The 22,681-nt window shown below is 62.4% G+C and carries 21 protein-coding genes; 10 read left to right on the top strand and 11 right to left on the bottom strand.

Features of this window, described 5'->3' with window-relative positions:
• Nucleotides 1-170: 170 nt before the first annotated feature.
• The 3 genes from ACD578_RS00795 to bfr all read left to right on the top strand — a co-directional run bounded on the left by ACD578_RS00795 (nucleotide 171) and on the right by bfr (nucleotide 1,683).
• Nucleotides 171-740 carry a putative glycolipid-binding domain-containing protein gene (locus tag ACD578_RS00795; RefSeq protein WP_404290013.1) on the top strand — a complete coding sequence of 190 codons (570 nt, stop codon included), beginning with the start codon at nucleotides 171-173 and terminating at the stop codon, nucleotides 738-740.
• Between the two features lie 118 nt (nucleotides 741-858).
• On the top strand, nucleotides 859-1,116 hold the full coding sequence (locus ACD578_RS00790; RefSeq protein ID WP_152711507.1) for a bacterioferritin-associated ferredoxin: 258 nt from the start codon (nucleotides 859-861) through the stop codon (nucleotides 1,114-1,116).
• Nucleotides 1,117-1,197: 81 nt separating this feature from the next.
• The gene (gene bfr, locus ACD578_RS00785) at nucleotides 1,198-1,683 is read left to right on the top strand and encodes a bacterioferritin (protein WP_404290011.1); all 486 of its coding nucleotides are present in this window, start codon (nucleotides 1,198-1,200) and stop codon (nucleotides 1,681-1,683) included.
• Nucleotides 1,684-1,920: 237 nt separating this feature from the next.
• Here bfr and ACD578_RS00780 read toward each other — a convergent pair whose 3' ends face one another.
• Together ACD578_RS00780 and ACD578_RS00775 are read right to left on the bottom strand one after the other, a co-directional pair.
• Nucleotides 1,921-4,644: a bifunctional acetate--CoA ligase family protein/GNAT family N-acetyltransferase gene (locus tag ACD578_RS00780; protein ID WP_404290009.1), complete on the bottom strand. Its 2,724-nt coding sequence runs from the start codon at nucleotides 4,642-4,644 to the stop codon at nucleotides 1,921-1,923.
• Between the two features lie 91 nt (nucleotides 4,645-4,735).
• On the bottom strand, nucleotides 4,736-7,405 hold the full coding sequence (locus tag ACD578_RS00775) for an ATP-binding protein (protein WP_404290007.1): 2,670 nt from the start codon (nucleotides 7,403-7,405) through the stop codon (nucleotides 4,736-4,738).
• Nucleotides 7,406-7,607: 202 nt separating this feature from the next.
• Here ACD578_RS00775 and ACD578_RS00770 point away from each other — a divergent pair, with 202 nt between their 5' ends.
• The 4 genes from ACD578_RS00770 to ACD578_RS00755 all read left to right on the top strand — a co-directional run bounded on the left by ACD578_RS00770 (nucleotide 7,608) and on the right by ACD578_RS00755 (nucleotide 10,010).
• The gene (locus tag ACD578_RS00770) at nucleotides 7,608-7,988 is read left to right on the top strand and encodes a phasin (RefSeq protein WP_152711510.1); all 381 of its coding nucleotides are present in this window, start codon (nucleotides 7,608-7,610) and stop codon (nucleotides 7,986-7,988) included.
• A gap of 35 nt (nucleotides 7,989-8,023) precedes the next feature.
• Entirely contained in the window at nucleotides 8,024-8,515 is a 492-nt protein-coding gene (locus tag ACD578_RS00765; protein WP_404290005.1) for a phasin family protein, read from the top strand.
• A 62-nt stretch (nucleotides 8,516-8,577) separates the two neighbouring features.
• Nucleotides 8,578-9,012, top strand: coding sequence for an NUDIX hydrolase (locus tag ACD578_RS00760; protein WP_404290003.1), 435 nt, complete (start codon nucleotides 8,578-8,580; stop codon nucleotides 9,010-9,012).
• A 296-nt stretch (nucleotides 9,013-9,308) separates the two neighbouring features.
• Nucleotides 9,309-10,010, top strand: coding sequence for an outer membrane protein (locus ACD578_RS00755; RefSeq protein ID WP_404290001.1), 702 nt, complete (start codon nucleotides 9,309-9,311; stop codon nucleotides 10,008-10,010).
• Between the two features lie 76 nt (nucleotides 10,011-10,086).
• Here the strand turns inward: ACD578_RS00755 and ACD578_RS00750 are convergent, their stop codons facing one another.
• Nucleotides 10,087-10,311: a hypothetical protein gene (locus tag ACD578_RS00750; RefSeq protein WP_404289999.1), complete on the bottom strand. Its 225-nt coding sequence runs from the start codon at nucleotides 10,309-10,311 to the stop codon at nucleotides 10,087-10,089.
• Nucleotides 10,312-10,541: 230 nt separating this feature from the next.
• Here ACD578_RS00750 and ACD578_RS00745 point away from each other — a divergent pair, with 230 nt between their 5' ends.
• Nucleotides 10,542-10,715 (top strand): hypothetical protein, encoded by a 174-nt coding sequence (locus tag ACD578_RS00745; protein ID WP_404289997.1) that lies wholly within the window; start codon nucleotides 10,542-10,544, stop codon nucleotides 10,713-10,715.
• Nucleotides 10,716-10,897: 182 nt separating this feature from the next.
• Entirely contained in the window at nucleotides 10,898-11,212 is a 315-nt protein-coding gene (locus ACD578_RS00740) for a hypothetical protein (protein ID WP_404289995.1), read from the top strand.
• Between the two features lie 86 nt (nucleotides 11,213-11,298).
• Here ACD578_RS00740 and mmsB read toward each other — a convergent pair whose 3' ends face one another.
• From mmsB to ytfQ, 8 genes are all read right to left on the bottom strand, one after another.
• Nucleotides 11,299-12,486, bottom strand: coding sequence for a multiple monosaccharide ABC transporter permease (gene mmsB / locus ACD578_RS00735; protein ID WP_404293630.1), 1,188 nt, complete (start codon nucleotides 12,484-12,486; stop codon nucleotides 11,299-11,301).
• 13 nt (nucleotides 12,487-12,499) lie between these two features.
• Nucleotides 12,500-14,029, bottom strand: a complete 1,530-nt coding sequence (gene mmsA / locus ACD578_RS00730; protein WP_404289993.1) for a multiple monosaccharide ABC transporter ATP-binding protein — start codon at nucleotides 14,027-14,029, stop codon at nucleotides 12,500-12,502.
• A gap of 84 nt (nucleotides 14,030-14,113) precedes the next feature.
• Nucleotides 14,114-15,157: a multiple monosaccharide ABC transporter substrate-binding protein gene (gene chvE / locus ACD578_RS00725; protein ID WP_404293629.1), complete on the bottom strand. Its 1,044-nt coding sequence runs from the start codon at nucleotides 15,155-15,157 to the stop codon at nucleotides 14,114-14,116.
• Nucleotides 15,158-15,471: 314 nt separating this feature from the next.
• Nucleotides 15,472-16,242, bottom strand: coding sequence for a FadR/GntR family transcriptional regulator (locus ACD578_RS00720; RefSeq protein WP_404289991.1), 771 nt, complete (start codon nucleotides 16,240-16,242; stop codon nucleotides 15,472-15,474).
• 20 nt (nucleotides 16,243-16,262) lie between these two features.
• Complete coding sequence (gene yjfF / locus ACD578_RS00715) at nucleotides 16,263-17,222, bottom strand: galactofuranose ABC transporter, permease protein YjfF (RefSeq protein WP_404289989.1); 960 nt, start codon at nucleotides 17,220-17,222, stop codon at nucleotides 16,263-16,265.
• Entirely contained in the window at nucleotides 17,219-18,223 is a 1,005-nt protein-coding gene (gene ytfT / locus ACD578_RS00710) for a galactofuranose ABC transporter, ATP-binding protein YtfT (protein ID WP_404289987.1), read from the bottom strand. The genes yjfF and ytfT overlap by 4 nt, the downstream gene beginning before the upstream one ends.
• On the bottom strand, nucleotides 18,224-19,732 hold the full coding sequence (gene ytfR, locus ACD578_RS00705; protein ID WP_404289985.1) for a galactofuranose ABC transporter, ATP-binding protein YtfR: 1,509 nt from the start codon (nucleotides 19,730-19,732) through the stop codon (nucleotides 18,224-18,226). It abuts the gene before it with no gap.
• A gap of 66 nt (nucleotides 19,733-19,798) precedes the next feature.
• A complete protein-coding gene (gene ytfQ, locus ACD578_RS00700; protein WP_404289983.1) occupies nucleotides 19,799-20,761 on the bottom strand; it encodes a galactofuranose ABC transporter, galactofuranose-binding protein YtfQ in 963 nt (320 codons plus the stop codon).
• 163 nt (nucleotides 20,762-20,924) lie between these two features.
• Here ytfQ and ACD578_RS00695 point away from each other — a divergent pair, with 163 nt between their 5' ends.
• Nucleotides 20,925-22,658: an IlvD/Edd family dehydratase gene (locus ACD578_RS00695; protein ID WP_152714756.1), complete on the top strand. Its 1,734-nt coding sequence runs from the start codon at nucleotides 20,925-20,927 to the stop codon at nucleotides 22,656-22,658.
• Nucleotides 22,659-22,681 lie beyond the last annotated feature (23 nt).

The following is a 22,681-nucleotide window of genomic DNA, read 5'->3' as shown; positions in this document are numbered from 1 at the left end:
AGGACGGGAAAGTTTCACCCAGCCGTTCACTCTCCCCCCGCCCCTCCCGCAAGGGGGAGGAAAAGCGCGCGGCATATCGCGGACTGCTTCCGACGAGCGCCCGATTCGACAAGCCGTTCGGCAGGGCCATAATCGTCCGGCAAAGCAGCGGCAAAGCTTGGAGCCACGGCATGTCCATTCCGACCCTGATCTTCCGCACCATCCGCTGGTCGGCCTGGGACGGCTGCGAGGCGGGGCTGGAGCATGTGGACGTGCGCCCGGCCGATGGCGGGCTTGCCATCTCCGGCGTCGTGATCGCCCAAGAGTGCGAGACCGAGTTCGGCCTAACCTATCGCGTCAAGCTGGATGCCCTGTGGCATACGAAGGAGGTTCGCTTGAGAACCACGTCCGGCCACGCGTTGCATCTGGAGAGCGATGGTCGGGGGCATTGGCGGGAGAACGGCAGGGACCGGCCGGATCTTCAGGGCTGTATCGATGTCGACATCCAGGCGACACCGCTCACCAACACCTTACCCATCCGGCGCCTCGACCTGGAGACCGACGAGAGCATGGACATCCGCCTCTGCTACATCGACATGCCGGATCTGACCGCCTCACCCGCCAACCAGCGTTATACAGCCCTCGATGCAGGCACCCTCTATCGGTTCGAGAGCCTGGAGAGTGGGTTTACCGCAGATCTCCCCGTGGATGAGGATGGTTTCGTCCTGGACTACCCGCGATTGTTCAAGCGCCTCGCTTGAGGGTGACGCCTTAACCGTGACATCTGGGCACAGGGAATAGTGCTGGCCCTTGGCCCATTTCTCAGCTAAGTATTTGAAATCGCATGTAGTTTTTAGTCATTCTAAACTAGAACAACAAATGATCGTCTGCTCCTGCAACATCCTCTCCGACGGTGATGTCAAAGCGTGCCTTAGACCGGGACCGGAATGTCCGCGCACTCCGGCGCAGGTCTATCGCTGTCTCGGCTGCAGTCCCAATTGCGGGCGCTGCGCACGGACGATCCGCGCCATCATGGACCAGGCCCTGAGCGACGCGGGCGTGGAACCCATCGCTGCCTGCAACCGCGGCTGCTGCCCGACGACATTGGAAAAAGCGGCGGCCGAACCCACCCTTTGAAGAAAAGGACTTTCACCCTAGTTCATAAATCCTCTAAGGAATGGTCCGGCGAATCCGGCGCCGATTGGACGAGAGGGTAGGATGAAGGGTGATCCCAAGGTAATCGAGTATCTCAATCGCGGCCTGCGCAGCGAGCTGACGGCCGTCAACCAGTACTGGCTGCATTACCGGCTGCTGGACGATTGGGGATACAAGGAGCTTGCGAAAACCTGGCGCAAGGAATCCATCGAGGAGATGCACCACGCGGATCGCTTCATCGAGCGCATCATCTTCCTTGAGGGCTTTGCCAACCTGCAGGTGCTCGATCCCCTGCGCATCGGCCAGAACATCCAGGAAATCCTCGAAGCCGACCTCGCGGCAGAATACGAGGCCCGCAACCTCTACGGCGAGGCAGCCGCCTATTGCGAGAGCGTCGGCGACCGCGTCTCGAAGAACCTGTTCGAAGAGCTGATGAAGGACGAGGAAGGCCATATCGACTTCCTCGAGACCCAGATCAACTTGGTCGAGCAGGTCGGCATCGAACTCTACGCCCAGAAGCATATCGGCGGGCTCGAAGGCCACGACTGAGATTCTGCTCCTGAGAGTCCGGCTCAGTAGCCGGCTCTCCCCTGAGCCCTCATCCTGAGGGGCCGCCAAAGGCGGTGTCTCGAAGGATCAGGGCGCTTCCAGCGCACACTGGGTCCTCCTTCGAGGCGCCTGCCGCGCAGGCTCCTCAGGATGAGGTCGAGGACGATCAGCGAAACTCTCAGGATGAAGTTCTAGAAGAAATTGCAACGGCCCGCTCTTACGGCGGGCTTTTTCTTGTCACGTCGATTGAGCGAGCTTTTCCGGCTCCTCGATCGAGGCAATCGGCAGGGTGACGAGGCGCAGTTCCGGGTCGTCCGGATCGATGCGGATGGAGAAGCCGAGGCTGCGGCACATGTCGAGCATGGTGGAGTTCTCGCGCAGGACCTGCCCGTCGATCTCGCGCAATCCCTCGGACTTCGCCCATTCGATCATCAGCCGCATCAGCTCCCAGCCCAGTCCGAGCCCCTTGAGGTCGGAGCGAAGAAGAATGCCGTATTCGCCGGTCTCGTGGTTGGCATCCGCATGGAGGCGGACCGCACCCATCATCTCCCCGGTCTCCTCATCGAAGGCGACGAACGCGATGGCGCGGGCATAATCGAGCTGCGTCAGGCGGGCGAGGAACGTGTGGCTGAAATCCCGGACCGGGGCGAAGAAGCGAAGCCGCAGATCCTCCGGCGTGATCTTCTCGAAGAAACGCCGGAACTCCTCCTCGTCCTCCGGCCGAACGGGCCGAACGAAAGCACTCTGCCCGTTGCGGAGCTTGATGTGGCGCACCCACTCCTTGGGGTAGGGCCGGACGGCGAAGCGCGGATGGCCGCTGCCCTTCCGGGTCTCGGGCGCGACCGCCACGCGGGCATCGACCGCGACCACGCCGGTATGGTCGGCCAGCAGCGGATTGATGTCGAGTTCGCGGATCTCGGGCAGATCGGCCGCCATTTGCGCCAGCTTCACCAATGTGAGGGCGATCGCGCCCTCGTCGGCGGCCGGGACGTCCCGATAGGCCTTGAGGCGGCGCGACACGCGGGTGCGGGCGATCAGATCATTGGCGAGCTTGAGATCGAGCGGCGGCAGCGCCAGCGCCTTGTCGTTGATGACCTCGACGGCCGTGCCGCCGCGCCCGAACAGCACGACGGGGCCGAAGGAGGGATCGTCCGCCAGGCCGACGATCAGCTCCCGGGCCTTCGCCCGCCGCACCATGGGCTGAACGGTCACGCCGGCCACGTGGGCCTGGGGCTTCAGGCGAGCGGCGCGCTCGAAGATGTCGGCAGCCGCCTTTTTCACCGCCTCCTCGGTCGTGAGATCGAGCTTCACGCCGCCGATGTCGGATTTGTGCACGATGTCGGGCGAGAGTACCTTGACGGCGACCGTGCCGCCCTCGGCAATGATCGGCCGGGCCGCCTCGGCCGCCTCGGCCGGCGTGGTCGCAAGGGTCACCGGGGCGGTCGGAATGTCATAGGCCCGCAGGAGCGCGTTGACCTCGAGCGGATCGAGCCAGCGGCGGTTCTGCGCCAGGACATGGTCGACGACGGCGCGGGCTGCCTCCGGATCCGGCTCGAAGTCGTGCGGGAGGTTATCGGGCGTCTCCATCAGCTCGTCCTGCGCCTCCCGGTAGCGGACGAGCTGCATGAAGCCGCGGACCGCATCGGCCTCAGTCGCATAATGGGGAATACGCGCCTCCTCGAAGACGCGGGCCGAGTCCGGATCCTCGCCGATCCAGGCGGCAAAGACCGGCTTCTGGCGATAGCCCCTGGAACGATCGCGCCTGACGACATTGGCGACGGCTGCGGCCACGTCGGAGGCTCCCGCGATTGCCGTCGGCACGTTGAGGATGAGAACGGCATCGTTCTCCGGATCGGCGAGCAGCGCCTCCAGAGCCCCCGCATAACGGGCCGGGTCCGCATCCCCGACGATGTCGATGGGATTGGCATGGGACCAGGTCGACGGCAGAATGGCGTCGAGGGAGTTCCGGGTCTTCTCCGACAGGGTGGCGAGTGTTCCGCCGAGATCGACCAGCCGGTCGACGGCGAGAACCCCGATACCACCTCCATTGGTAAGAACTGCCAATCGGCTGCCAGGAAACGGCTTCTGCCGACCCAGCGTTTCGGCTGCGGCGAAAAGCTGGTCGAGATCGAGAACCCGCAGCAGGCCGGCCCGGCGGAAAGCGGCGTCATAGACCGCATCAGACCCCGCCAAAGCTCCGGTATGGGTCGCAGCCGCCCTCGCTCCTTGAGCATGCCGCCCGGCCTTGATGACCACCACCGGCTTCACGCGCGCGGCGGCACGGGCGGCCGACATGAACTTCTGCGCGTTGTCGATGGACTCGATGTAGAGCAGGATCGCCCGGGTACCGCTGTCGGCGGAGAAGAAATCCAGGCAATCGCTGAAATCCACGTCGACCTTGTCACCCAGCGAAACGATGGCCGAAAAGCCGACCTGTCGCTGGGCCGCCCACTCCACAAGACCCGCTGCAAGCGCACCGGACTGGGAGACGAGAGCTAAATCCCCAGGCCTCACGCTGTGAGCAGCGAAGCTGGCATTCATCTTGGCACGAGGCGCCAGAACGCCGATGCAGTTTGGACCGACGACGCGCAGGCCATGGGCGCGTGCCGCAAGCCTGACCTGATCGCCCAGAGAGTTCGGTCCGTAGCCCATTCCCGCTGTGGCCACGATGGCGGCGCTCACTCCTACGCTCCCGGCCTCCTCGATCACGCCGAGCACTCGCTCGGGCGGCACGGCGACGACGATGAGGTCCGGTGCTTCGGGAAGCCCGGACAGGGAGGCGAAGCAGGGCCTCCCCTCGACCTCGACATGATGGGGGTTGACGGGAAAAAGCTCTCCCTCGAAGCCGCTCGCGATGAGATTGCGCAGGAAGGTCAGGCCGAGAGAACCGGGACGTGGGCTCGCGCCGACCACCGCGATGGAGCGGGGATTGAAGAGCTTATCGAGGCGATAGGTGGACATGACAATCCTTCGTCTCGTGGAGGCGGAGAGCCTATGACTTACAGGCTAATGCCAATCCTGCAAGAATCGGTCTTTTTGCTGTCGATGACGATTATTCCGCCAGAACCCGCGTCGGCGGGAAGATGACTTCGACGAGCGTCCCCTCGCTCGGCTGACTGGCGATCTGCAGAGCGCCCCGGTTCGCCTCGACGAGAGCCTTGGTCAGTGGCAATCCAAGCCCCGTGCCGCCGCGCTTTCGCGAGGTGGCGAGTTGCCGGAACGGCTCGAGGGCGGCCTCGACTTCGTCCGGCGTCATGCCGATGCCGGTATCACGCACCCGGAAGGCCACCTCGCCCCGATCCGTCGTCGCCGTTGAGACGATGACCTGCCCGCCCGCATCGGTGAACTTGATGGCATTGGAGACGAGGTTGAGCACGATCTGGCGCATGGAGCGTTCATCGGCCACCACAGGCGGCAGCTTGGGCGCGAAGCTCATGCGCATGACGATGCGGTCGCGTGCGGCCTGCGGCTGAAGCAGGGTTACGCAGGACGAGACCAGTTCGTTGAGGCTGACGCTTGTGAAGGACAACTCCAGACGGCCGGCCTCGATCTTTGCGAGATCCAGCAGATCGTTCACGAGGCTGATCACATGCGAGCCGGAGGCGTGAACGTCCCTGAGATATTCCTTGTAGCGGTCATTGCCGATGGCTCCGAACCGCTCCTCGAGCATGACCTCGGCAAAGCCGAGAATGGCATTCAGCGGCGTCCGGATTTCATGGCTGATCTTGGCCAGAAGATCCGATTTCTGGGCGCTCGCCTCCTCGGCCGCATGCTTGGCGCCGATCAGTTCGCCCTCAGCCTTCTTGAAGGCCGTGATGTCGCGAAGAACCGCACAGAACCGGCGATCGGGTCCGTCGCCCAGGCGCCCCATGGTCATGAACAGAGGGATCGACCCGCCTTGACGCTCCCGGCCGAGAACCTCGCGCCCGTCGTTGAGCAGACTTCGCACGCCCGGCGACCGCAGGCTTTCGAGATAATCGAGGGCCACCATATGGCTCTCGGGCGCCAGAAGCACGGTAATGGCATCGCCCGCAACCGCCCGCTCGTCATATCCGAACAGCGCTTCGGCCGAGCGGTTGAGGGACAGGATGCGTCCGGTCTCGTTGAGGACGATGACGCCGTCGGTCGCCGTATCGAGGATCGCCTCAAGTTCATGGACGCGGCTGTCTTGCGGAGGCGGTGGAGCCTCCATGCTGGACGCCTTGCGGATGACCATAAGATCGGCCGGCTCGCCATCCCATTCGGCGGATGAGGAGCGCACGGTGACGGCGATGTTCTCGCTGCCCCGTGTGGTGAGCGCCAGCGCGGAATCCTCGTCGCCCTGTCCTCGAAGCGCAGGAGAGCCGCGGAACAGATGTACGAGATCGCCGTCGGATCGGATCTGCTCGACATCGTCATAGCCGGTCAGGTCCAAAAGAAAGCGGTTGGCGAACAGGATGGTCTCGCCGCGGTGGACCAGGATTCCGATCGGCAGCCGGTCGAGTACAGGATTGCTTTTGGCAAGAGTTGCTGGCGGCAGCGAAGGAGCCGGTTCCGACGTGGCTGCAGACTCAATCGTTTCAGAGACAGCCGCTTCCTCTCGGCTATCAACCTGAGTCGGCGTATCTTCCTCTAAGCGCGCTCCGAGAGCGCGGGCGATCTCACGGAAGGCGCTGCGCTCCGCATTGGAGAGGCCCGATGTCTGGGCCGGTTTCTCGGCCGGGCGGGTCGGCTGGGCGGGCTCCGGCTTAGTGCTGCCGAGCGCTTCGGCCACCTGATCGCGAAGGTTCGAAAACCAGCTTTCCTCCTCGCGCGGCTCGGGTTCGGCAGCAGGCTCTTGCGCCGGCATTTCCTCGGGCGGACGGAACGGGAGCGTCTCGCCATGGACCAGGCTCTGCGCGATCAGATCGGCGGCGACGTCCGAGGCCTCGCGCTCCTGGATGGCATCCATGCGCAGGAGACCGAAGCCGCGGAAACCGATGAGTTCCCGGCCTGGACCGAAAACCGGCATGCCGGCCCAATCGACCGGCACCTGCAGGCGCGAATTGTCGATGTTCCAAAGGACCGTGCGTCCGCTCCAGGTTTCGTTGCGGGCGAACAAGGCCGCAACGGCTCCACCCGGATCCTCGACGACCGAGCGCGCCACCTCCTCCCAGGTCTGTCCGACGATGTTGCCGGCCATGGCGCCGACAGCCTGGGCAAGATCGGGTGACACATCGGTGAAACGAGTTTCCGCATCCGTGTGCCAGATGAAACGGATCGGGCCGGTATGCCCTTCCGGTCGGGGAGCGGCTTCGGCTTGCGTCACCGGCTCAAGACTAGCAGGCTCGATCCGCCGGGCCGTGGCAGGAAAAGAGGATGCCTTGGGCACGGGTCCTGTGAATGCAATCACGAGGACGGTCTCGCCGTTCTCCAGGGATGCGAGGCGACAGATGGTGGGAACCGGCAGCCAGGGGCGGGTCGGATCGAGCCGCAGGCGCTCCTGGCGGGTGCCCTGCCGTGGGGCACGGCCGCCGGCCAGGGCCTTGATGCGATCGTGCGCCCGGAAGCCTGGGATCACCCGGCCGGCTTCATCCGTGAAGGCGCCGCGCAATCCCTCGGCGGCCGGCGATGTCCAGAGCAGCGTCTCCCCCGCCTGATCCCAGACGAGTACGCCCGCTCCAGGCCCGGCCAAAAGGCCCAGGTCCGGCTCGGCGGCAAGCCGCGCGATCAGCGCTTCGAATGGGTTGGCACCACCGGTCATCAACGGCCTTTGCTGTGAAAGGTCTCAGAGTCACCTCTTCAACAGCTTCTAGACTAATATCAGCGGCCAAGCATGCAAGGCGGGACACTTGAATCCTTTTACTTTGAGGTAACCTTAATAGGACAAGGCATGAGGGAGTTGATTTTGCGGTGCACAATGTGATATTGCACTGCACAAATGTCTTAGCAACAAGGAGCAGTCCATGGCCACTAACCAACCCCAAGGTTACGAGATTCCCCCGGAGATGCGCGATTTCGCCGAGAAGAGCGTCGAGCAGGCCCGCAAGGCCATCGACGGCTTCATGAGCGCCGCGCAGAAGACGGCCGACACGTTCGAAGGTTCGGCGAACACCGTCCAGACCAGCGCCAAGGATGCCGCCCGCAAGACCTTCTCCTATACGGAGCAGAACCTCTCGGCTGCTTTCGACCTCGCTCAGAGGATGGTGCGCGCCAAGGACATGCAGGAAGCCATGCAGATCCAAGCCGAGTTCGTCCGCACTCAGTTCGAGGCGATGCAGTCCCAGATGAAGGAATTCGGCTCCCTGGCCCAGTCGGCCATGAAGCAGCCGGGCTCCAAGAAGTAAACTCCTTCTCCCTAGAATCTTGCGAGGACGTCACGATGGCGGAAGTGAAGAAGCCCAGAGCCAAGAGTACAGTCAAAAGCGCGCCGAAGGCCGATCTTGTCGAGATGGCCGCCATCTCGGCAGCCGAGACTGTCGAGGCCGTGACAGAGGCGAAGCCCACTTCGCTTCCTGCGATCGGCGCGACACCTGTTGAGGCAGGAGCCATCTTCTCTTCCGCCAAGAAGCAGGGTGACGCCCTCCGTCAGGCCATGAGCGAGGCCGTGTCGGCCTCGGCCAAGGGTGCCCTGGAAGTGAACGACAAGATCATCGACGCCATGAACACGCAGCGCTTTGCTGCCCTCGATCTGTGGCGCTCGGCGATCAGCCCCTCTCCTCTACCCGAGGCCCTCAAGGCGCAGAGCCAGGCGACACGCCAGGCCTACGAGACGGCTTCCGCCCAGTGGAAGGACATCGCCGAGACCACGGCGCTCTGGTTCACCAAGAGCCTCGAGCCCCTGCAATCGGCGCTGCACCGTTCGGGTCGCTGATCAAGCTACCCAGCGGCGATCGTATGCGTTAAGGCTCGGCCATCCTTGGCCGGGCCTTTTTCATGTCCCCATCTCCGATTCCCGCCGTCATCGCCGTCGTCATCCGCAACGGCTGGACCCTGCTCGTGCGGCGGGCCAATCCGCCCGATGCCGGATTGTGGGGCTTTCCGGGCGGAAAGATCGAGTTCGGCGAGATGGTCAAGGATGCAGTAATTCGGGAGCTTCTGGAGGAGACCGCAGTTCATGCGGAAGCCCGGGACGTCCTCACCACGCTCGATGTTCTGGTGCGGGATGTCGGTGGCAACGTTCGTCAGCACTACATCCTGATCGCCGTTCAATGCCGTTGGATTTCAGGCGAGCCCGTTGCCGGCGACGATGCTCTCGAGGCACGCTGGTTTCCGATCGCGGAACTCGATCCGGACACGCTGGCCATGAGTGTTGATGTGGATGTGATTGCCCGGCGCGCTCACGTGGCTTCGAACCTGGGCGATCCCTGAGCATTGCTTAAGATAACGAAAAAGGCCCCGCCTCGAAAAAGGCGAGGCCAAGTTTTGTCTCTTACTTTGAGGCCTCACGGCCGAACTTCACGCTCTGATCTGCGCACAATCGGCCTGTGATCTCAAGTCGAGCACGGATGTCATGGTTGATGAACAGTAAACATTCATAAACCGTCAATCATGTTTCGAATGGTTACAAGCGAGCATATTGCAACAATCTCTCGTCATCCCTTATTAGATCCGTGACAGGTAATAAATGCCTATCTAATCTCTGTTGTTAAGCACGGAATACAGTAATGCGTACCTCTGCTCTTGGACTGCTCGCTGCCACAGCGGCTCTCGCCATTGCGGCCTCGACGGCCCACGCGGCTGATCTGCCGGGCCGCTATTCTCCTGCTCCGGCCTACAATGCGCTTCCAGTCTTCACCTGGACCGGCTTCTATGCCGGTCTGAATGCCGGCTACGGCTGGAACGTCGGCGACAGCCGCTATTACGATCCGGCATTCAGGAACGGCAAACGGAGCGGAGGCTTCGTCGGCGGTGCCCAAGCCGGCTATAATTATCAGTTCGGCATGTTCGTGGGCGGCCTCGAGACGGACCTTCAGTATGCCGCCGTCGGCAACAAGGGCGCTTCCTACGGCACCACCTATTACCCGGGCGACTCGGACGGCTTCTTCGGCACGATCCGCGCCCGCGCCGGCGTCGCCTTCGACCGCGCTCTCGTCTATGGCACCGGCGGCTTCGCCTATGGCGATATCGGCGGCAACCGGGGCTACGACACGCTGCTCGGCTATCACAGCGGCGACGAGATCAACTGGGGTTGGACCCTCGGCGGCGGCGTGGAATACGCCATCACCAACAACTTCACCGCCAAGGTCGAAGGCCTCTATGTCGATCTCGACACGAAGGACAACTACACCCTCGGCGGCCGCGTGAACGTGGATCGCGATGCGGAGTTCGGCGTGCTGCGTGCGGGCGTGAACTACAAGTTCAACTGATCAAGCAAGGCGTTCGAAATCCAATGGCCCGGTGGCAGCACCGGGCCTTTTTGTGTCTTGGGCGATCATCGCTGCGTCAGGGATCGTTCACACCTTTCGGCACCTTGAACTCAGCTTCCTTCTCGCTTCGCTTCAGGGCCAGCAGGCGCCGCGCGGCAACGCCACCCGGCTCCGGCGAATAGAGCCTCTTGTTGAGCACTTCGATCTGCCAGCGCTGCAACTCGAGCAGCGCTTGCAAGCCCCTTACCCGAGCCTGGAGAGCGAGAGCATCCTTCAACGGGTCTGGTCCGTCTGTCGCCATAGGACCATCCCTGACAATCCGGGGATGAATCATGTCTGAACGCGCAATGTGTGAGGTTGAACATTAATCGGTTTTGCCGGCCAGGAACATAGTCCCTGAAGCCATCGCGCAATATTGATCAAGCTAGATATTATTACGCCAAAAATATGGTCCTGACGCGGTCCGATCCGGCGTGCGGGAACCGGGAAGACGTCAGGAAGTTGCATCGGCATAGCTTGCTGGAGATTGTCATGCCTGAAACACGCCACGAGATGGAGGCCGAGAGGATCCTCGCCACGTTGAGAACGGCGATGGCGGATGAACATGCCCTGATGCAGAGCCGCCGCCTACTCGCTGACGCCTTGGAAAGGGCCGAGCAACGAGGACGCCAGTTTTCTGGGCATCAGAAAGAATCCAGCGGCTAAGGTTCTTCAGACATTTCTAACGGTGGCCGTGCGATGTCTGTCGATGACGGCGGCCCGCCCTCCCCTGCGACATTGACAGCGAGGAACGGTCTGTGGTGAGGCACGTTCCTTCCCCGTGTGCGATAGGACACAGCGGAAAACCCTCGGGAGTGGTGTTCTCCGAGCGTTAGGAGAATCGGTCAATGCGCTCCTCTTTGCTTGCAATCATGCTCGGCACCATGGGTGTCCTTGCGAGCGGCTCGGTTGTCCTGGCCCAGTCCGCTGACACGCGCATTGCATCCATGCCATTCGAGGAATGCCTCTCCATCATCAACGAGGCTGCGCAGGAGGTGGACGAGGAACCGGTCAAGCTCGTGAGCACGAACGATGTGGTCACAGTCCGGATCAGCGCGTCGGACGGCTTCGTCACAGTGTCGTGCGATCGCAGCAACAGCAAGATGACGCTGACCAAGAGCCCAGTTCCCGAAGCCGCCGGCATGACCGCGGCGGCACGCTAAGCTAGATTACTGCAGAAAAGCTCCATATGGAAACGGCGAGCCTTGGCTCGCCGTTTGGCTGAATGCTTGCTTGAAGCCAACAACCCTCACTTTTTCCGGTTATAGACATCGAGCGACACGGCTGCGAGCAGCACGAGGCCTTTGATGACCTGTTGGTAGTCGATGCCGATGCCGAGGATCGACATGCCGTTGTTCATGACACCCATGACGAAGGCGCCGATGACGGCCCCCGTCACTTTGCCGACGCCGCCGGTGGCCGAGGCGCCACCGATGAAGACGGCCGCGATCACATCGAGTTCGAAGCCGAGACCGGCCTTCGGCGTGGCGGTATTGAGGCGGGCTGCGAAGATCAGGCCGGCGAGGCCTGCCAGCACGCCCATGTTGACGAAAGTGAGGAAGGTCAGGCGCTCGGTCTTGATGCCAGACAGCTTGGCCGCTTTCTCGTTGCCACCGAGCGCATAGATGCGCCGGCCGATGGTGGTCCGGTTGGTCACGAAGGCATAGAGTGCGATCAGGACCGCCATGATGACGAGCACGTTCGGCAGACCGCGATAGGTCGCCATCAGATAGCAGAACGCGACGACGAGAAGGGCCAGCAGAACGTTCTTGAAAGCGAACAGGCCGAACGGTGCCGTCTCGACCGCGTGCTTCAACTGGTTGGCGCGGCTGCGGAAGCTGAAATAGATGATGACGGCGACGCTTGCGACGCCGAGGAACAGCGCGGTGTAGTTGAAGCCCTCGCCACCGAAGACATCCGGAATGAAGCCGGAGCTCAGGCGCTGGAACACCACCGGGAACGGGCCGACCGACATGCCGCCGAGGAGCGCCAGGGTCAGGCCCTTGAAGACGAGCATGCCGGCGAGCGTGACGATGAAGGACGGCACTTTGAAATAGGCCACCCAATAGCCCTGAGCCGCGCCGATCATGCCGCCCACGATGAGGCAGGCGATGGTGGTCGTCACGGGATCGAAGCCCCAGCGCACCATCATCATGGCAGCCAGACCGCCGACGAAGCCGACGATAGAGCCGACCGAGAGGTCGATATGCCCGGCGACGATGACCAGAAGCATGCCCAACGCCATGATGACGATGTAGCTGTTCTGGAGCACCAGGTTGGTGAGGTTGAGCGGCCGCAGCAGGGTGCCGTCGGTCACCACCTGGAAGAACAGCATGATGACCAGCAGCGACAGCAGCATGCCGTAATCGCGAAAATGGGTTTTGACGAACGCCGTCCACGACGCTTTTTGCTGGGGAACCTGAATCTCGTCAGCGATTCTCGTGTCCATCTCAGCGCCTCCCCGACTTAACGATAGCGTGCATGATCTTTTCCTGGGATGCCTCGGCGATGTCGAGCTCGGCAATCAGGGAGCCTTCGTTCATGACATAGATCCGGTCGCACATGCCGAGCAGTTCCGGCATCTCCGAGGATATCATGAGAACACCCTTGCCGGCATCGGCCAGCCTGTTGATGATCGTATAGATTTCGTATTTCGCCCCGACATCGATGCCGCGGGTCGGCTCGTCGAGAATGAGGATCTCCGGATCGGAGAAGAGCCACTTGCTCAACACCACCTTCTGCTGGTTGCCGCCCGACAGGTTCACCGTTTCCTGGAAGACGCTGGGGCTGCGGATCCGCATCTTGGCGCGGTAGTCGTTGGCGACCGCCAGCTCCCGGATGTCGTCGATGACGAACTTGCTGGAGACGCCCTCGAGATTGGCGAGCGTCACGTTCTTGCGGATGTCCTCGGCCAGAACCAGGCCATAGGTCTTCCGATCCTCGGTGGCATAGGCAATCCCGCTGGAGACGGCCTTTTCCACCGTGCTGACGTCGATCTGCTTGCCGTGCAGCGTCACCCGGCCGGAGATGTTCTGGCCGTAGCTGCGCCCGAACAGGCTCATGGCGAACTCGGTCCGCCCTGCCCCCATCAGTCCGGCGATGCCGACGATCTCGCCGCGCCGGATGTTCAGGTTGACGTTCTTGACCACCTGCACGTGGTTGTGGAGCGGGTGATAGGCCGACCAGTTCTCGACCTGGAAGATGGTCTCGCCGATCTTCGGCTCGCGCTTCGGATAGCGATCCTCCATGGTGCGGCCCACCATGCCGCGGATGATGCGGTCCTCGCTCACCTCTTTTGCCCGGCAGTCGAGCGTCTCGACCGTGCCGCCGTCGCGAAGGACCGTGATGGAATCGGCGACCTTGGAGATCTCGTTCAGCTTATGCGAGATCAGGATCGAGGAAATCCCCTGCGCCTTGAACTGGAGCAGAAGGTTCAGGAGCGCGTCGCTGTCCTTCTCGTTCAGGCTCGCGGTCGGCTCGTCGAGGATGAGCAGCTTCACCTTCTTCGAGAGCGCCTTGGCGATCTCAACCAGCTGCTGCTTGCCGACGCCCAGATTGGTGATCAGCTCCTCGGGCGACTCCTTCAGGCCGACGAGCTTCAGCAGCTCCTTCGTTCGGGCAAACGCCGCGGACCAGTCAATGACGCCGTACTGGGCCTGCTCGTTGCCGAGGAAGATGTTTTCCGCAATCGACAGGAGCGGCACGAGGGCCAGTTCCTGGTGGATGATGATGATGCCGAGCTTCTCGCTGTCGGCGATGCCGGAGAAGCGGCGCTCCTCGCCCTCGTAACGGATCTCGCCGCCATAGGAGCCGTGCGGATAGACGCCGCTCAGGACCTTCATCAGCGTGGACTTGCCGGCGCCGTTCTCACCCACCAGCGCGTGGATCTCGCCGGCCTTCACGGTGATATTGACGTTGTCCAGCGCCTTCACGCCCGGGAACGTCTTGGTGATCCCCCGCATCTCAAGGATCGCATTCATCGCATAACCTCAGGCAACAGGCCTTCCAGAAATGAGCAAGGACCCTGCGCGGGCGCGCAGGGTCCGTATCGTCGAGAAAACCAATTATTTGAACTGGTCTTCCTTGTAGTAGCCGCTGCCGACCAGAACTTCCTTCCAGTTCGACGCATCGACGCTGACCGGCTTCAAGAGATAGGACGGCACGGTCTTCACACCGTTCTCGTAGGTCTTGGTATCGTTGACTTCCGGCTGCTTGCCGGAGAGCACGGCGTCGACCATGTTGACCGTGACCTTGGCGAGCTCGCGGGTGTCCTTGAACACCGTCGAGGTCTGCTCCTTGGCGAGGATCGACTTGACGGATTGGACTTCCGCGTCCTGGCCGGTGATGACCGGCATCGGCTGCTTCGGGGTGCCGTAGCCTACGCCCTTGAGCGAGGAGATGATGCCGATGCTCAGGCCGTCATAGGGCGAGAGAACCGCATCGACGCGCTTGTCGGTGTAGTAGGCGGACAGAAGGTTATCCATGCGGGCCTGAGCGACCGCGCCGTCCCAGCGCAAGGTCGAGACCTTGTCCATGCCGGTCTGGCCGCTGGCGACCTTGAGCTTGCCGCTCTTGATGTAGGGGTCGAGAACGGACATGGCGCCGTTGTAGAAGAAAAAGGCGTTGTTGTCGTCGGGCGAACCGCCGAAGAGCTCGATGTTGAACGGGCCCTTGCCCTCCTTCAGGCCGAGCGCCTTCTCGATATAGCCGCCCTGGAGCACGCCGACCTGGAAGTTGTCGAAGGTCGCGTAGTAGTCGACGTTCTTGGAATTGCGGATCAGACGGTCATAGGCGATGACCTTGATGCCCTTGTCGGCGGCTTGCTGCAGCGCGTCCGACAGCGTCGTGCCGTCGATGGCCGCGATCACGAGCACCTTGGAGCCCTTGGTGATCATGTTCTCGATCTGGGCCAGCTGGTTCGGGATGTCGTCCTCTGCATATTGCAGGTCGACGTTGTAGCCCTTCTCTTTGAGCACCTTGACCATGTTGTTGCCGTCGTCGATCCAGCGCGCGGACGACTTCGTCGGCATGGCCACGCCGACCGTGCCCTTATCCTGCGCCTGGGCGGCGCCGAGCAGGCCAAAGGCTCCAAGAGCCACGGCCGCCATTGTGGTCGTGAATGTCTTCAAGGTCGTTCTCCCTCTAGTCCATGCCCGGAACGACATCATCTCGCCCGGCGCATATTCAGCATTCTTCATTCCAGGCCAGCTCGCGGCTTCGGACGCCGCCCAGCAGCCCCTTTTGATCCTATGATAAAGGCAGAAAGGCGCCTTGGAACAGCCCCACCTGCCTCTTGGCGGGCCGAGTGTTAGACCTCTCATGCCAGCCCATAAATCATACTATAATACTATTTGGTCCGGCAAGGCTCCTGAAAGGTACCGAAGCCTCTGGTTTCGCCGTCGGAAACCAATAGCCGGCAGATCTACTCGACGCCCGAGAAGGCGTGGATCTGGACCACCGCGAGCGAACTCTCCACATGCTTGATCTGAACCCGCTCCGCCGCCTGCAGGATCAGCTCGGACATGGCCTCACTTGCAGCGACAGGGTTGCGCTGCTCGATGGCATCGAACACTGCCTGATGCTGCCGCATCACCTCCCTGAAGCGGGCGTCGCTGGAGACCGGGGAGCTGATCGTAAACGACGTGGCGAGCGCCGCGCCGATGACCGATCCGATCGATTGCAGGAAGGGATTGCCGGAGGCTTCCAGAATGGCCTGATGGAAGGCGAGATCCGCCTTGGTGAAGCCTTGCCGGCTGCTTTCGCACTGGTACATGGCCTGGAGCGCCCTGTGCATGCCCTCGAGCTGCTCCGCCGTGCGCCGCACGGCGGCGGTGGCGCAGGCCAAAGGCTCCAGCATCTGCCGGATCTCGAAGAGCCACCCGAGGAAGCGGGAATCGACACCCATCTCGAGATGCCACCCGAGGATATCGGCGTCGAACATGTTCCAGTTGTTCCGATCAAGAACCTTCGTGCCGACCTTCGTCTTGGACTCGATCAGGCCCTTCGCCGCGAGGGTCTTCAACGCCTCCCGGAGAGCGGTTCGCGAAACTCCGAAGAGTTCCATCAATTCCGCGTCGCCCGGAAGGATGCTGCCGACGGGGAAGCGGCCCTGCATGATGTTCTGGCCGATCCCATGGGCAACGAGATCGTGGGCTGATCGCGCTCTCGAAGGCCTTTGGACATCGTGCAGCAACACCATTCTCCCTTTTTACTCTACCTTGTCCGAAGCGATGCCGCCGACAGGCCGCGCTGCAGCACGATGAATGCGAACAGCAGGGCGCCAATGGCGATCTTGGTCCACCAGGAACTCAGGGTTCCCTCGAACGTGATGTATGTCTGAATCAACCCCTGGATGAGCACGCCCACGAGCGTGCCGATGATCGTCCCGTAGCCTCCCGTGAGAAGGGTGCCGCCGATGACGACCGCCGCGATCGTGTCGAGTTCGACGCCCGTCGCGGCCAAGGAGTAACCTGCGGAGGTATAGAAGGAAAAAACGATTCCGGCCAAGGCCGCGAGGAAACTCGACAGCATGTAGATGCGGACGGTTGTCCTCCCCACCGGCACACCCATCAGCTCCGCCGAGGTCCTGTTGCCGCCTAGCGCGTAAACATTGGCGCCGAAGCGGGTGAAATGCGCCACGACGATGCCGACCGCGAAAGTCAGCAGCATGATCATGGCGATGAAGGTCAGCCGGCCACCGCCGGGCAGTCCAAAAGCGATGTCCGTGATCTGGCCATAGGCCGGAGCGTTGATCGGGATCGAATCCGTGGTGAGCACGAAGCATAAGCCCCGCGCCAGGAACATGCCCGCCAGCGTCACGATGAAGGCCGGGATCTGGAAGGTGTGGATCAGGAAGCCCATGCCGGCCCCGAACAGGGCTGCGACGCCTAAGACGAGGACGAAGGCGAAATAGGGGTTGAGCCCGTACTTCTCGATGGTGACGGCGAGGAACACGCCGGTGAAGGCGATGACGGAGCCGACCGAGAGATCGATGCCGCCGGACAGGATCACGAACGTCATGCCGACTGCCACGATGCCGAGAAACGCATTGTCAGTCAGCAGATTACCGATCACCCGGGTCGAGGCGAAGCTCGGAAACTGCGCGAGACAGATCAGATAGCCGACGATGAAGACGGCGAGCGTGATGAGGACGGGAAGGTGGCGCCTGATCATGCCTTTGCCTTCCACACGGAACGGACGGCCGACAGAACGGGCGACTGGGCGAGAAGCACGGCGAGCACCACGATGGCTTTCACGATGAGGTTGTATTCGGGCGGGTAGCCGCTGAGCAGGATGCCCGTGTTCATGGCCTGGATGATCAGGGCTCCGACAACGGAGAGGCCGAGGCTGAAGCGCCCGCCGAACAGGGACGTGCCGCCGATCACCACGGCGAGGATCGCATCGAGCTCGAGCCAGAGACCGGCATTGTTGGCGTCGGCGCCGCGGATGTCCGCCGTCACGATCAGCCCCGCGATGGCCGCGCACAGGCCGCACCACATGTAGACCGCGATGGTCACGACCTTGGTGCCGATGCCGGCATAAGCGCTCGATCGGACATTGGCGCCGATCGATTCGATGAAGAGACCCAAGGCCGTATACCGGACAATGAAATGCGTGATGATCAGCATCACGATGGCGATCACGACCGGCATCGGCAGCATCAGGAAGGAGCCGCCTCCGATGGCGGCAAACCCCTCGCTCACGAAGGTGATGATCTGTCCTTCCGTGATCAATTGCGCGAAGCCGCGCCCGGCCACCATCAGGATCAGGGTCGCCACGAAGGGCTGGATCTCGAGAACCGCGACGAGAAATCCGTTCCATAAGCCGCAAAGAAGGCCGATCCCGGCTGCCGCTCCGAGCGCGACAGGCAGCGGATAGCCCTGAGCCGTCAATGCCGCGGCCGTTGCACCGGCGATCGCCATGACGGCACCGACGGAGAGATCGATGCCGCGGGTCGCGATGACGAGGGTCATCCCCAAGGCCAGAATGGCGACCGGCGCGCCACGGTTCAGCACGTCGATGAGACTGCCGAAGAGGCGTCCATCCTGCAGGCGCAGAGCGAAGAAGTCGCGGAACACGAGCCAGTTGACGAGAAAGACGATGAGAAGCGCCGCAACCTGCGGAAGCCCCTTGGGAAGGATGCGCGAGGGACCGGCCTGAATCATAGCGCTCATTCAATGGCCTGCGATGGTTGTCATGATGGTGTCGGCGCTCACCTCCGAGCCGGAGAGTTCCCGCACGTGCCGCCGGTCGCACAGGACGACGACCCGATCGCTGTAGGAGGCGATCTCCTCCAGTTCGGACGAGATCACGAGAAGGGCAAGCCCATCCTCGCACAAGCGCTCGATCAGGCGGATGATTTCGGCATGGGCACCCACATCGATGCCGCGCGTCGGCTCATCCAGGATGAGGAAGCGCGGCTCCGTGGCGAGCCAGCGGGCGAGCAGCGCCTTCTGCTGATTGCCGCCGGAGAGAAGCCCGATGGGCTTTTCCGCATCCGGCGTTCGGATGTCGAGAAGCTTGATGAAACGGTCGGCGATCTCCTCCTGCTTGCGTCTCGGGATCAGGCGCAGCCAGCCGCGCTGCGCCTGGAGAGCCAGGATGATGTTTTCGCGCACGGACAATTCCGCCACGATGCCTTCCGTCTTGCGATCCTCGGGCGTGAAGCCGAACCGCAGCCGGGCGGCGTCGCGTGGCGTGGCGATGCGCACGGGCTTGCCGTCGACGAACGCCTGCCCGCTGTCGGCACGCTCGATGCCGAAGACCAGCTTAGCCGTCTCCGTCCGGCCGGACCCGAGAAGACCTGCGAGCCCCACCACCTCGCCGGGACGCACCGCCAGGTCGAACGGTTCCATGAGGCGGCGCTTCCCGTAATCCTTGAAGGCGACGAGCGGTTCTGCCGTCACGGCGCTGCGCTGGTTGCGGTGGAGCGCTTCTGCTGCAAGCTCGCGCCCTAGCATCATGGAGACGAGCTCGATCCGCGGCAATTCCGCGATGGGGCGGGATCCCACGAGACGCCCGTTGCGCAGAACGGTAATCCGGTCGCAGACCGCATAAACCTGATCGAGGAAATGCGTGACGAACACGATGCCGATGCCGCGGCGCTTGAGATCCCTCAGGATCTTGAAAAGGGTTTCAACCTCATGGGCATCGAGGCTCGCCGTCGGCTCGTCGAGAATCAGCACCTTGGCCGAGAGATCGACCGCACGGGCGATGGCGACGATCTGCTGAACGGCCACCGAATAGGTGCTCAAGGGATTGGCGACGTCGATGTCGAGACCGTAGCCTGCCAGAAGCTCTTCGGACAGGCGCCGCATCTCGCCCGTGCGCACGAGGCCGAAGCGATGCGGCTGACGACCGATGAAGAGGTTCTCCGCCACCGACAGATTCGGCAGCAGATTGACCTCCTGATAGACGGTTCCGATGCCCAGCGAGAGCGCGTCCGCAGGATCCCGCGCCTCGATCTCCTGTCCATCGAGGCGGATGGTGCCGGCATCGCGCTTGAAGACACCGGTCAGCACCTTGATCAATGTCGACTTGCCGGCGCCGTTCTCACCCAAAAGGCCGTGAATCTCACCCGTATGCAGCGTGAAATCCACGCGGTCGAGCGCCTGCACGCCCGGGAAGCCCTTTGTCAGACTCCTGATCTCAAGAAGCTGAGGCTGTTCACTCAATGGCTGCATCACGTCCTCGACGCCTCACACGCAAGGCAGCAGGCGATTGCCCGCCTGCTGCCTACAAAGAAGATCTCAGTAGAGATCCTTGCGCTTGTCGTATTCGGCCTTCGCCGTCTCGGGCGTGAAGACCTTGGATTCCGTCTGGATCCACTTCTTCGGCGCCGTGCCGTCCTTCTTGAAGGCCGCGAGCGCATCGAGGGCCGGGCCTGCCATGTTCGGTGTCAGCTCGACCGTGACATTGGCCTCTCCATCGGACATGGCCTTGAAGATGTCAGGAACGCCGTCGATGGAGACGATCTTGATGTCCTTGCCGGGCTTGAGACCCGCTTCCTTGATGGCCTGGATCGCACCGATCGCCATGTCGTCGTTATGCGCGTAGACGGCGCAGATGTTCTTGCCGCCGCCTTCGGCCTTGATGAAGCTTTCCATCACTTCCTTACCCTTGGTACGGGTAAAGTCGCCGGACTGAGTGCGGACGATCTTCATGCCAGGGTTGGCGGCGACGACCTGATCGAAGCCCTTCTTGCGGTTGATCGCCGGGCTCGAGCCGACCGTTCCCTGCAGCTCCACCACATTGCACTTGCCGCCGGTTTCCTTGGCGAGCCACTCACCGGCCACCTTGCCTTCATAGACGGTGTCGGAGGTCACGGCCGTGAGGTAGAGAGACTCGTCCTTCGTGTCGATGGAACGATCGAGGAGAACGACCGGGATCTTGGCGTCCTTGGCTTCCTTCAGGACGGCGTCCCAACCGGTCGATACAACCGGCGCGATGAAGATGCCGTCCACACCCTGCGCGATGAACGACCGGACGGCGCGGATCTGGTTTTCCTGTTTCTGCTGTGCGTCGGAGATCTTCAGATCGACGCCACGCTTCTCGGCCTCGATCTTCGAGACCTTCGTCTCGGCAGCCCGCCAGCCGGATTCCGATCCGACCTGCGAAAATCCAATGGTCATTTTGTTCTGGGCGTAGGCGGCGCCTGAGGACAGCATCAGCGCAGCCATGCCGATTGTCGTCAGAAGATGACGGGCCTTCATGAGCTTTCTCCCTAAATTAGTCGTTGCTGTTCGACTTTAGCAGCCTTAACAGCTGACTATTAGTACTATTATATGAATCGAATTGAGCGCCTATTCAACCAAAGTCGCGTTCCCTTAAGCCTCCTTCGGCGAGGCGATACAGAGTTTCAAAGGCACCAAGAGAATGACTGAGGACAAGAAACGCCAGCTACGCAGCCAAGCCTGGTTCGGCCGTCAGGACAAGATGGGCTTCTATTATCGCTCCTTCCTGAAGAACAGCGGCTTCCCCCAGGATCAGTTCGAGGGCCGGCCCGTGATCGGCATCTGCAACACCTGGTCCGAGCTGACACCCTGCAACGCCCATTTCCGCACGATTGCCGAGCATGTGAAATACGGCGTGCTGGATGCCGGCGGCTTCCCGCTCGAATTCCCCGTCTCCTCCCTCGGCGAGGTGACCATGCGCCCGACCGCCATGCTGTTCCGCAATCTGGCGGCCATGGACGTGGAAGAGGCCATTCGCGCTCATCCTCTCGATGGCGTCGTGCTCCTCATGGGGTGCGACAAGACCACCCCTGCCCTGCTGATGGGCGCGGCCTCGGCAGATCTGCCGACCATCGGCGTGTCGGGCGGTCCCCAGCTGCGCGGCGTCTATCGCGGCAAGTATATCGGCTCCGGCACCAATATCATTTCCATGAGCGAGCAGTTGCGCGCCGGGGAAGTGACGCTGCAGGAATTCCATGAGGCGGAAGGCGGAATGAACCGCTCGGCCGGTCACTGCATGACGATGGGCACCGGTTCCACCATGGCGTCAATGGTCGAGGCGCTCGGCGTCGGCCTGCCGGAGAATGCGGCGATCCCCGCCGCCGACGCACGGCGCAACCATCTCGCGCGCATGGCCGGACGGCGCATCGTCGAAATGGTGAACGAAGACCTCGTGCTGTCGAAGGTCATGACGCGCGAAGCCTTCGAGAACGCCATCCGCACGCTTGCTGCCATCGGCGGATCGACCAACGCGGTCGTGCATCTTCTCGCCATCGCGGGACGCGTCGGCATCGACCTGACCCTCGACGATTTCGACAGGCTCGGCCGCGAGATCCACTGCCTCGTCGATCTCATGCCCTCCGGCCGATTCCTGATGGAAGATTTCTATTATGCAGGCGGTCTGCCGGTCGTTCTGCGCACGCTGGGCGAGCGTGGCCTGCTGCACAAGGATGCGCTCACCGTCAACGGCAAGCCGATCTGGGAGAACGTGAAGGACGCACCGTGCTGGAACCGCGAGGTGATCACCACCTTCGAGGAGCCCTTCAAGCCGGAAGCCGGCATTGCGATCCTGAAAGGCAATCTCGCCCCCAACGGCGCCGTCATCAAGCCGTCGGCGGCCTCGCCCGAGCTCATGCAGCACACGGGCCGCGCGGTCGTGTTCGAGACCATCGAGGATCTGCATCACAGCATCGACGATGAGGATCTCGACATCGACGAGACCTGCATCATGGTGCTGAAAAACTGCGGCCCGAAGGGCTATCCGGGCATGGCGGAGGTTGGCAACATGCCGCTCCCGCAGAAGCTGCTCAAGAAGGGCATTCGCGACATGATCCGCATCTCGGATGCGCGCATGTCCGGCACCGCCTACGGCACGGTGGTACTGCACGTGGCACCCGAGGCTGCCGCCGGCGGCCCGCTCGCCTTGGTGCAGAACGGCGATCTGATCACCCTCGATGTGGCAGCGCGCAGCCTACATCTTCACGTCGAGGCCGAGGAGATGGAGCGCCGGCGCGCCGCGTGGGTTCCGCCCACACCGCATGCCGATCGGGGCTGGGCCAAGCTCTATATCGACCACGTTCTGCAGGCCGACAAAGGTGTCGATCTGGACTTTCTCGTCGGACGGACAGGATCGCCCGTTCCACGCGACAACCATTGAACACGATACTGTAGATATTGAAG

It is taken from the genome of Microvirga sp. RSM25, from assembly GCF_044784385.1.
GTDB lineage: Bacteria > Pseudomonadota > Alphaproteobacteria > Rhizobiales > Beijerinckiaceae > Microvirga > Microvirga tunisiensis.
The sequence above is the reverse complement of the archived record's forward strand: the minus strand, read 5'-3'. Positions and strand labels throughout refer to the sequence as shown.

Excerpts from the sequence above, each read along its gene's own strand:
- ACD578_RS00795 (WP_404290013.1), top strand. The coding sequence starts at position 171 with ATGTCCATTCCGACCCTGATCTTCCGCACCATCCGCTGGTCGGCCTGG.
- ACD578_RS00790 (WP_152711507.1), top strand. The coding sequence starts at position 859 with ATGATCGTCTGCTCCTGCAACATCCTCTCCGACGGTGATGTCAAAGCG.
- bfr (WP_404290011.1), top strand. The coding sequence starts at position 1,198 with ATGAAGGGTGATCCCAAGGTAATCGAGTATCTCAATCGCGGCCTGCGC.
- ACD578_RS00780 (WP_404290009.1), bottom strand. The coding sequence starts at position 4,644 with ATGTCCACCTATCGCCTCGATAAGCTCTTCAATCCCCGCTCCATCGCG.
- ACD578_RS00775 (WP_404290007.1), bottom strand. The coding sequence starts at position 7,405 with ATGACCGGTGGTGCCAACCCATTCGAAGCGCTGATCGCGCGGCTTGCC.
- ACD578_RS00770 (WP_152711510.1), top strand. The coding sequence starts at position 7,608 with ATGGCCACTAACCAACCCCAAGGTTACGAGATTCCCCCGGAGATGCGC.
- ACD578_RS00765 (WP_404290005.1), top strand. The coding sequence starts at position 8,024 with ATGGCGGAAGTGAAGAAGCCCAGAGCCAAGAGTACAGTCAAAAGCGCG.
- ACD578_RS00760 (WP_404290003.1), top strand. The coding sequence starts at position 8,578 with ATGTCCCCATCTCCGATTCCCGCCGTCATCGCCGTCGTCATCCGCAAC.
- ACD578_RS00755 (WP_404290001.1), top strand. The coding sequence starts at position 9,309 with ATGCGTACCTCTGCTCTTGGACTGCTCGCTGCCACAGCGGCTCTCGCC.
- ACD578_RS00750 (WP_404289999.1), bottom strand. The coding sequence starts at position 10,311 with ATGGCGACAGACGGACCAGACCCGTTGAAGGATGCTCTCGCTCTCCAG.
- ACD578_RS00745 (WP_404289997.1), top strand. The coding sequence starts at position 10,542 with ATGCCTGAAACACGCCACGAGATGGAGGCCGAGAGGATCCTCGCCACG.
- ACD578_RS00740 (WP_404289995.1), top strand. The coding sequence starts at position 10,898 with ATGCGCTCCTCTTTGCTTGCAATCATGCTCGGCACCATGGGTGTCCTT.
- mmsA (WP_404289993.1), bottom strand. The coding sequence starts at position 14,029 with ATGAATGCGATCCTTGAGATGCGGGGGATCACCAAGACGTTCCCGGGC.
- chvE (WP_404293629.1), bottom strand. The coding sequence starts at position 15,157 with ATGGCGGCCGTGGCTCTTGGAGCCTTTGGCCTGCTCGGCGCCGCCCAG.
- yjfF (WP_404289989.1), bottom strand. The coding sequence starts at position 17,222 with ATGATCAGGCGCCACCTTCCCGTCCTCATCACGCTCGCCGTCTTCATC.
- ytfT (WP_404289987.1), bottom strand. The coding sequence starts at position 18,223 with ATGAGCGCTATGATTCAGGCCGGTCCCTCGCGCATCCTTCCCAAGGGG.
- ytfR (WP_404289985.1), bottom strand. The coding sequence starts at position 19,732 with ATGCAGCCATTGAGTGAACAGCCTCAGCTTCTTGAGATCAGGAGTCTG.
- ytfQ (WP_404289983.1), bottom strand. The coding sequence starts at position 20,761 with ATGAAGGCCCGTCATCTTCTGACGACAATCGGCATGGCTGCGCTGATG.
- ACD578_RS00695 (WP_152714756.1), top strand. The coding sequence starts at position 20,925 with ATGACTGAGGACAAGAAACGCCAGCTACGCAGCCAAGCCTGGTTCGGC.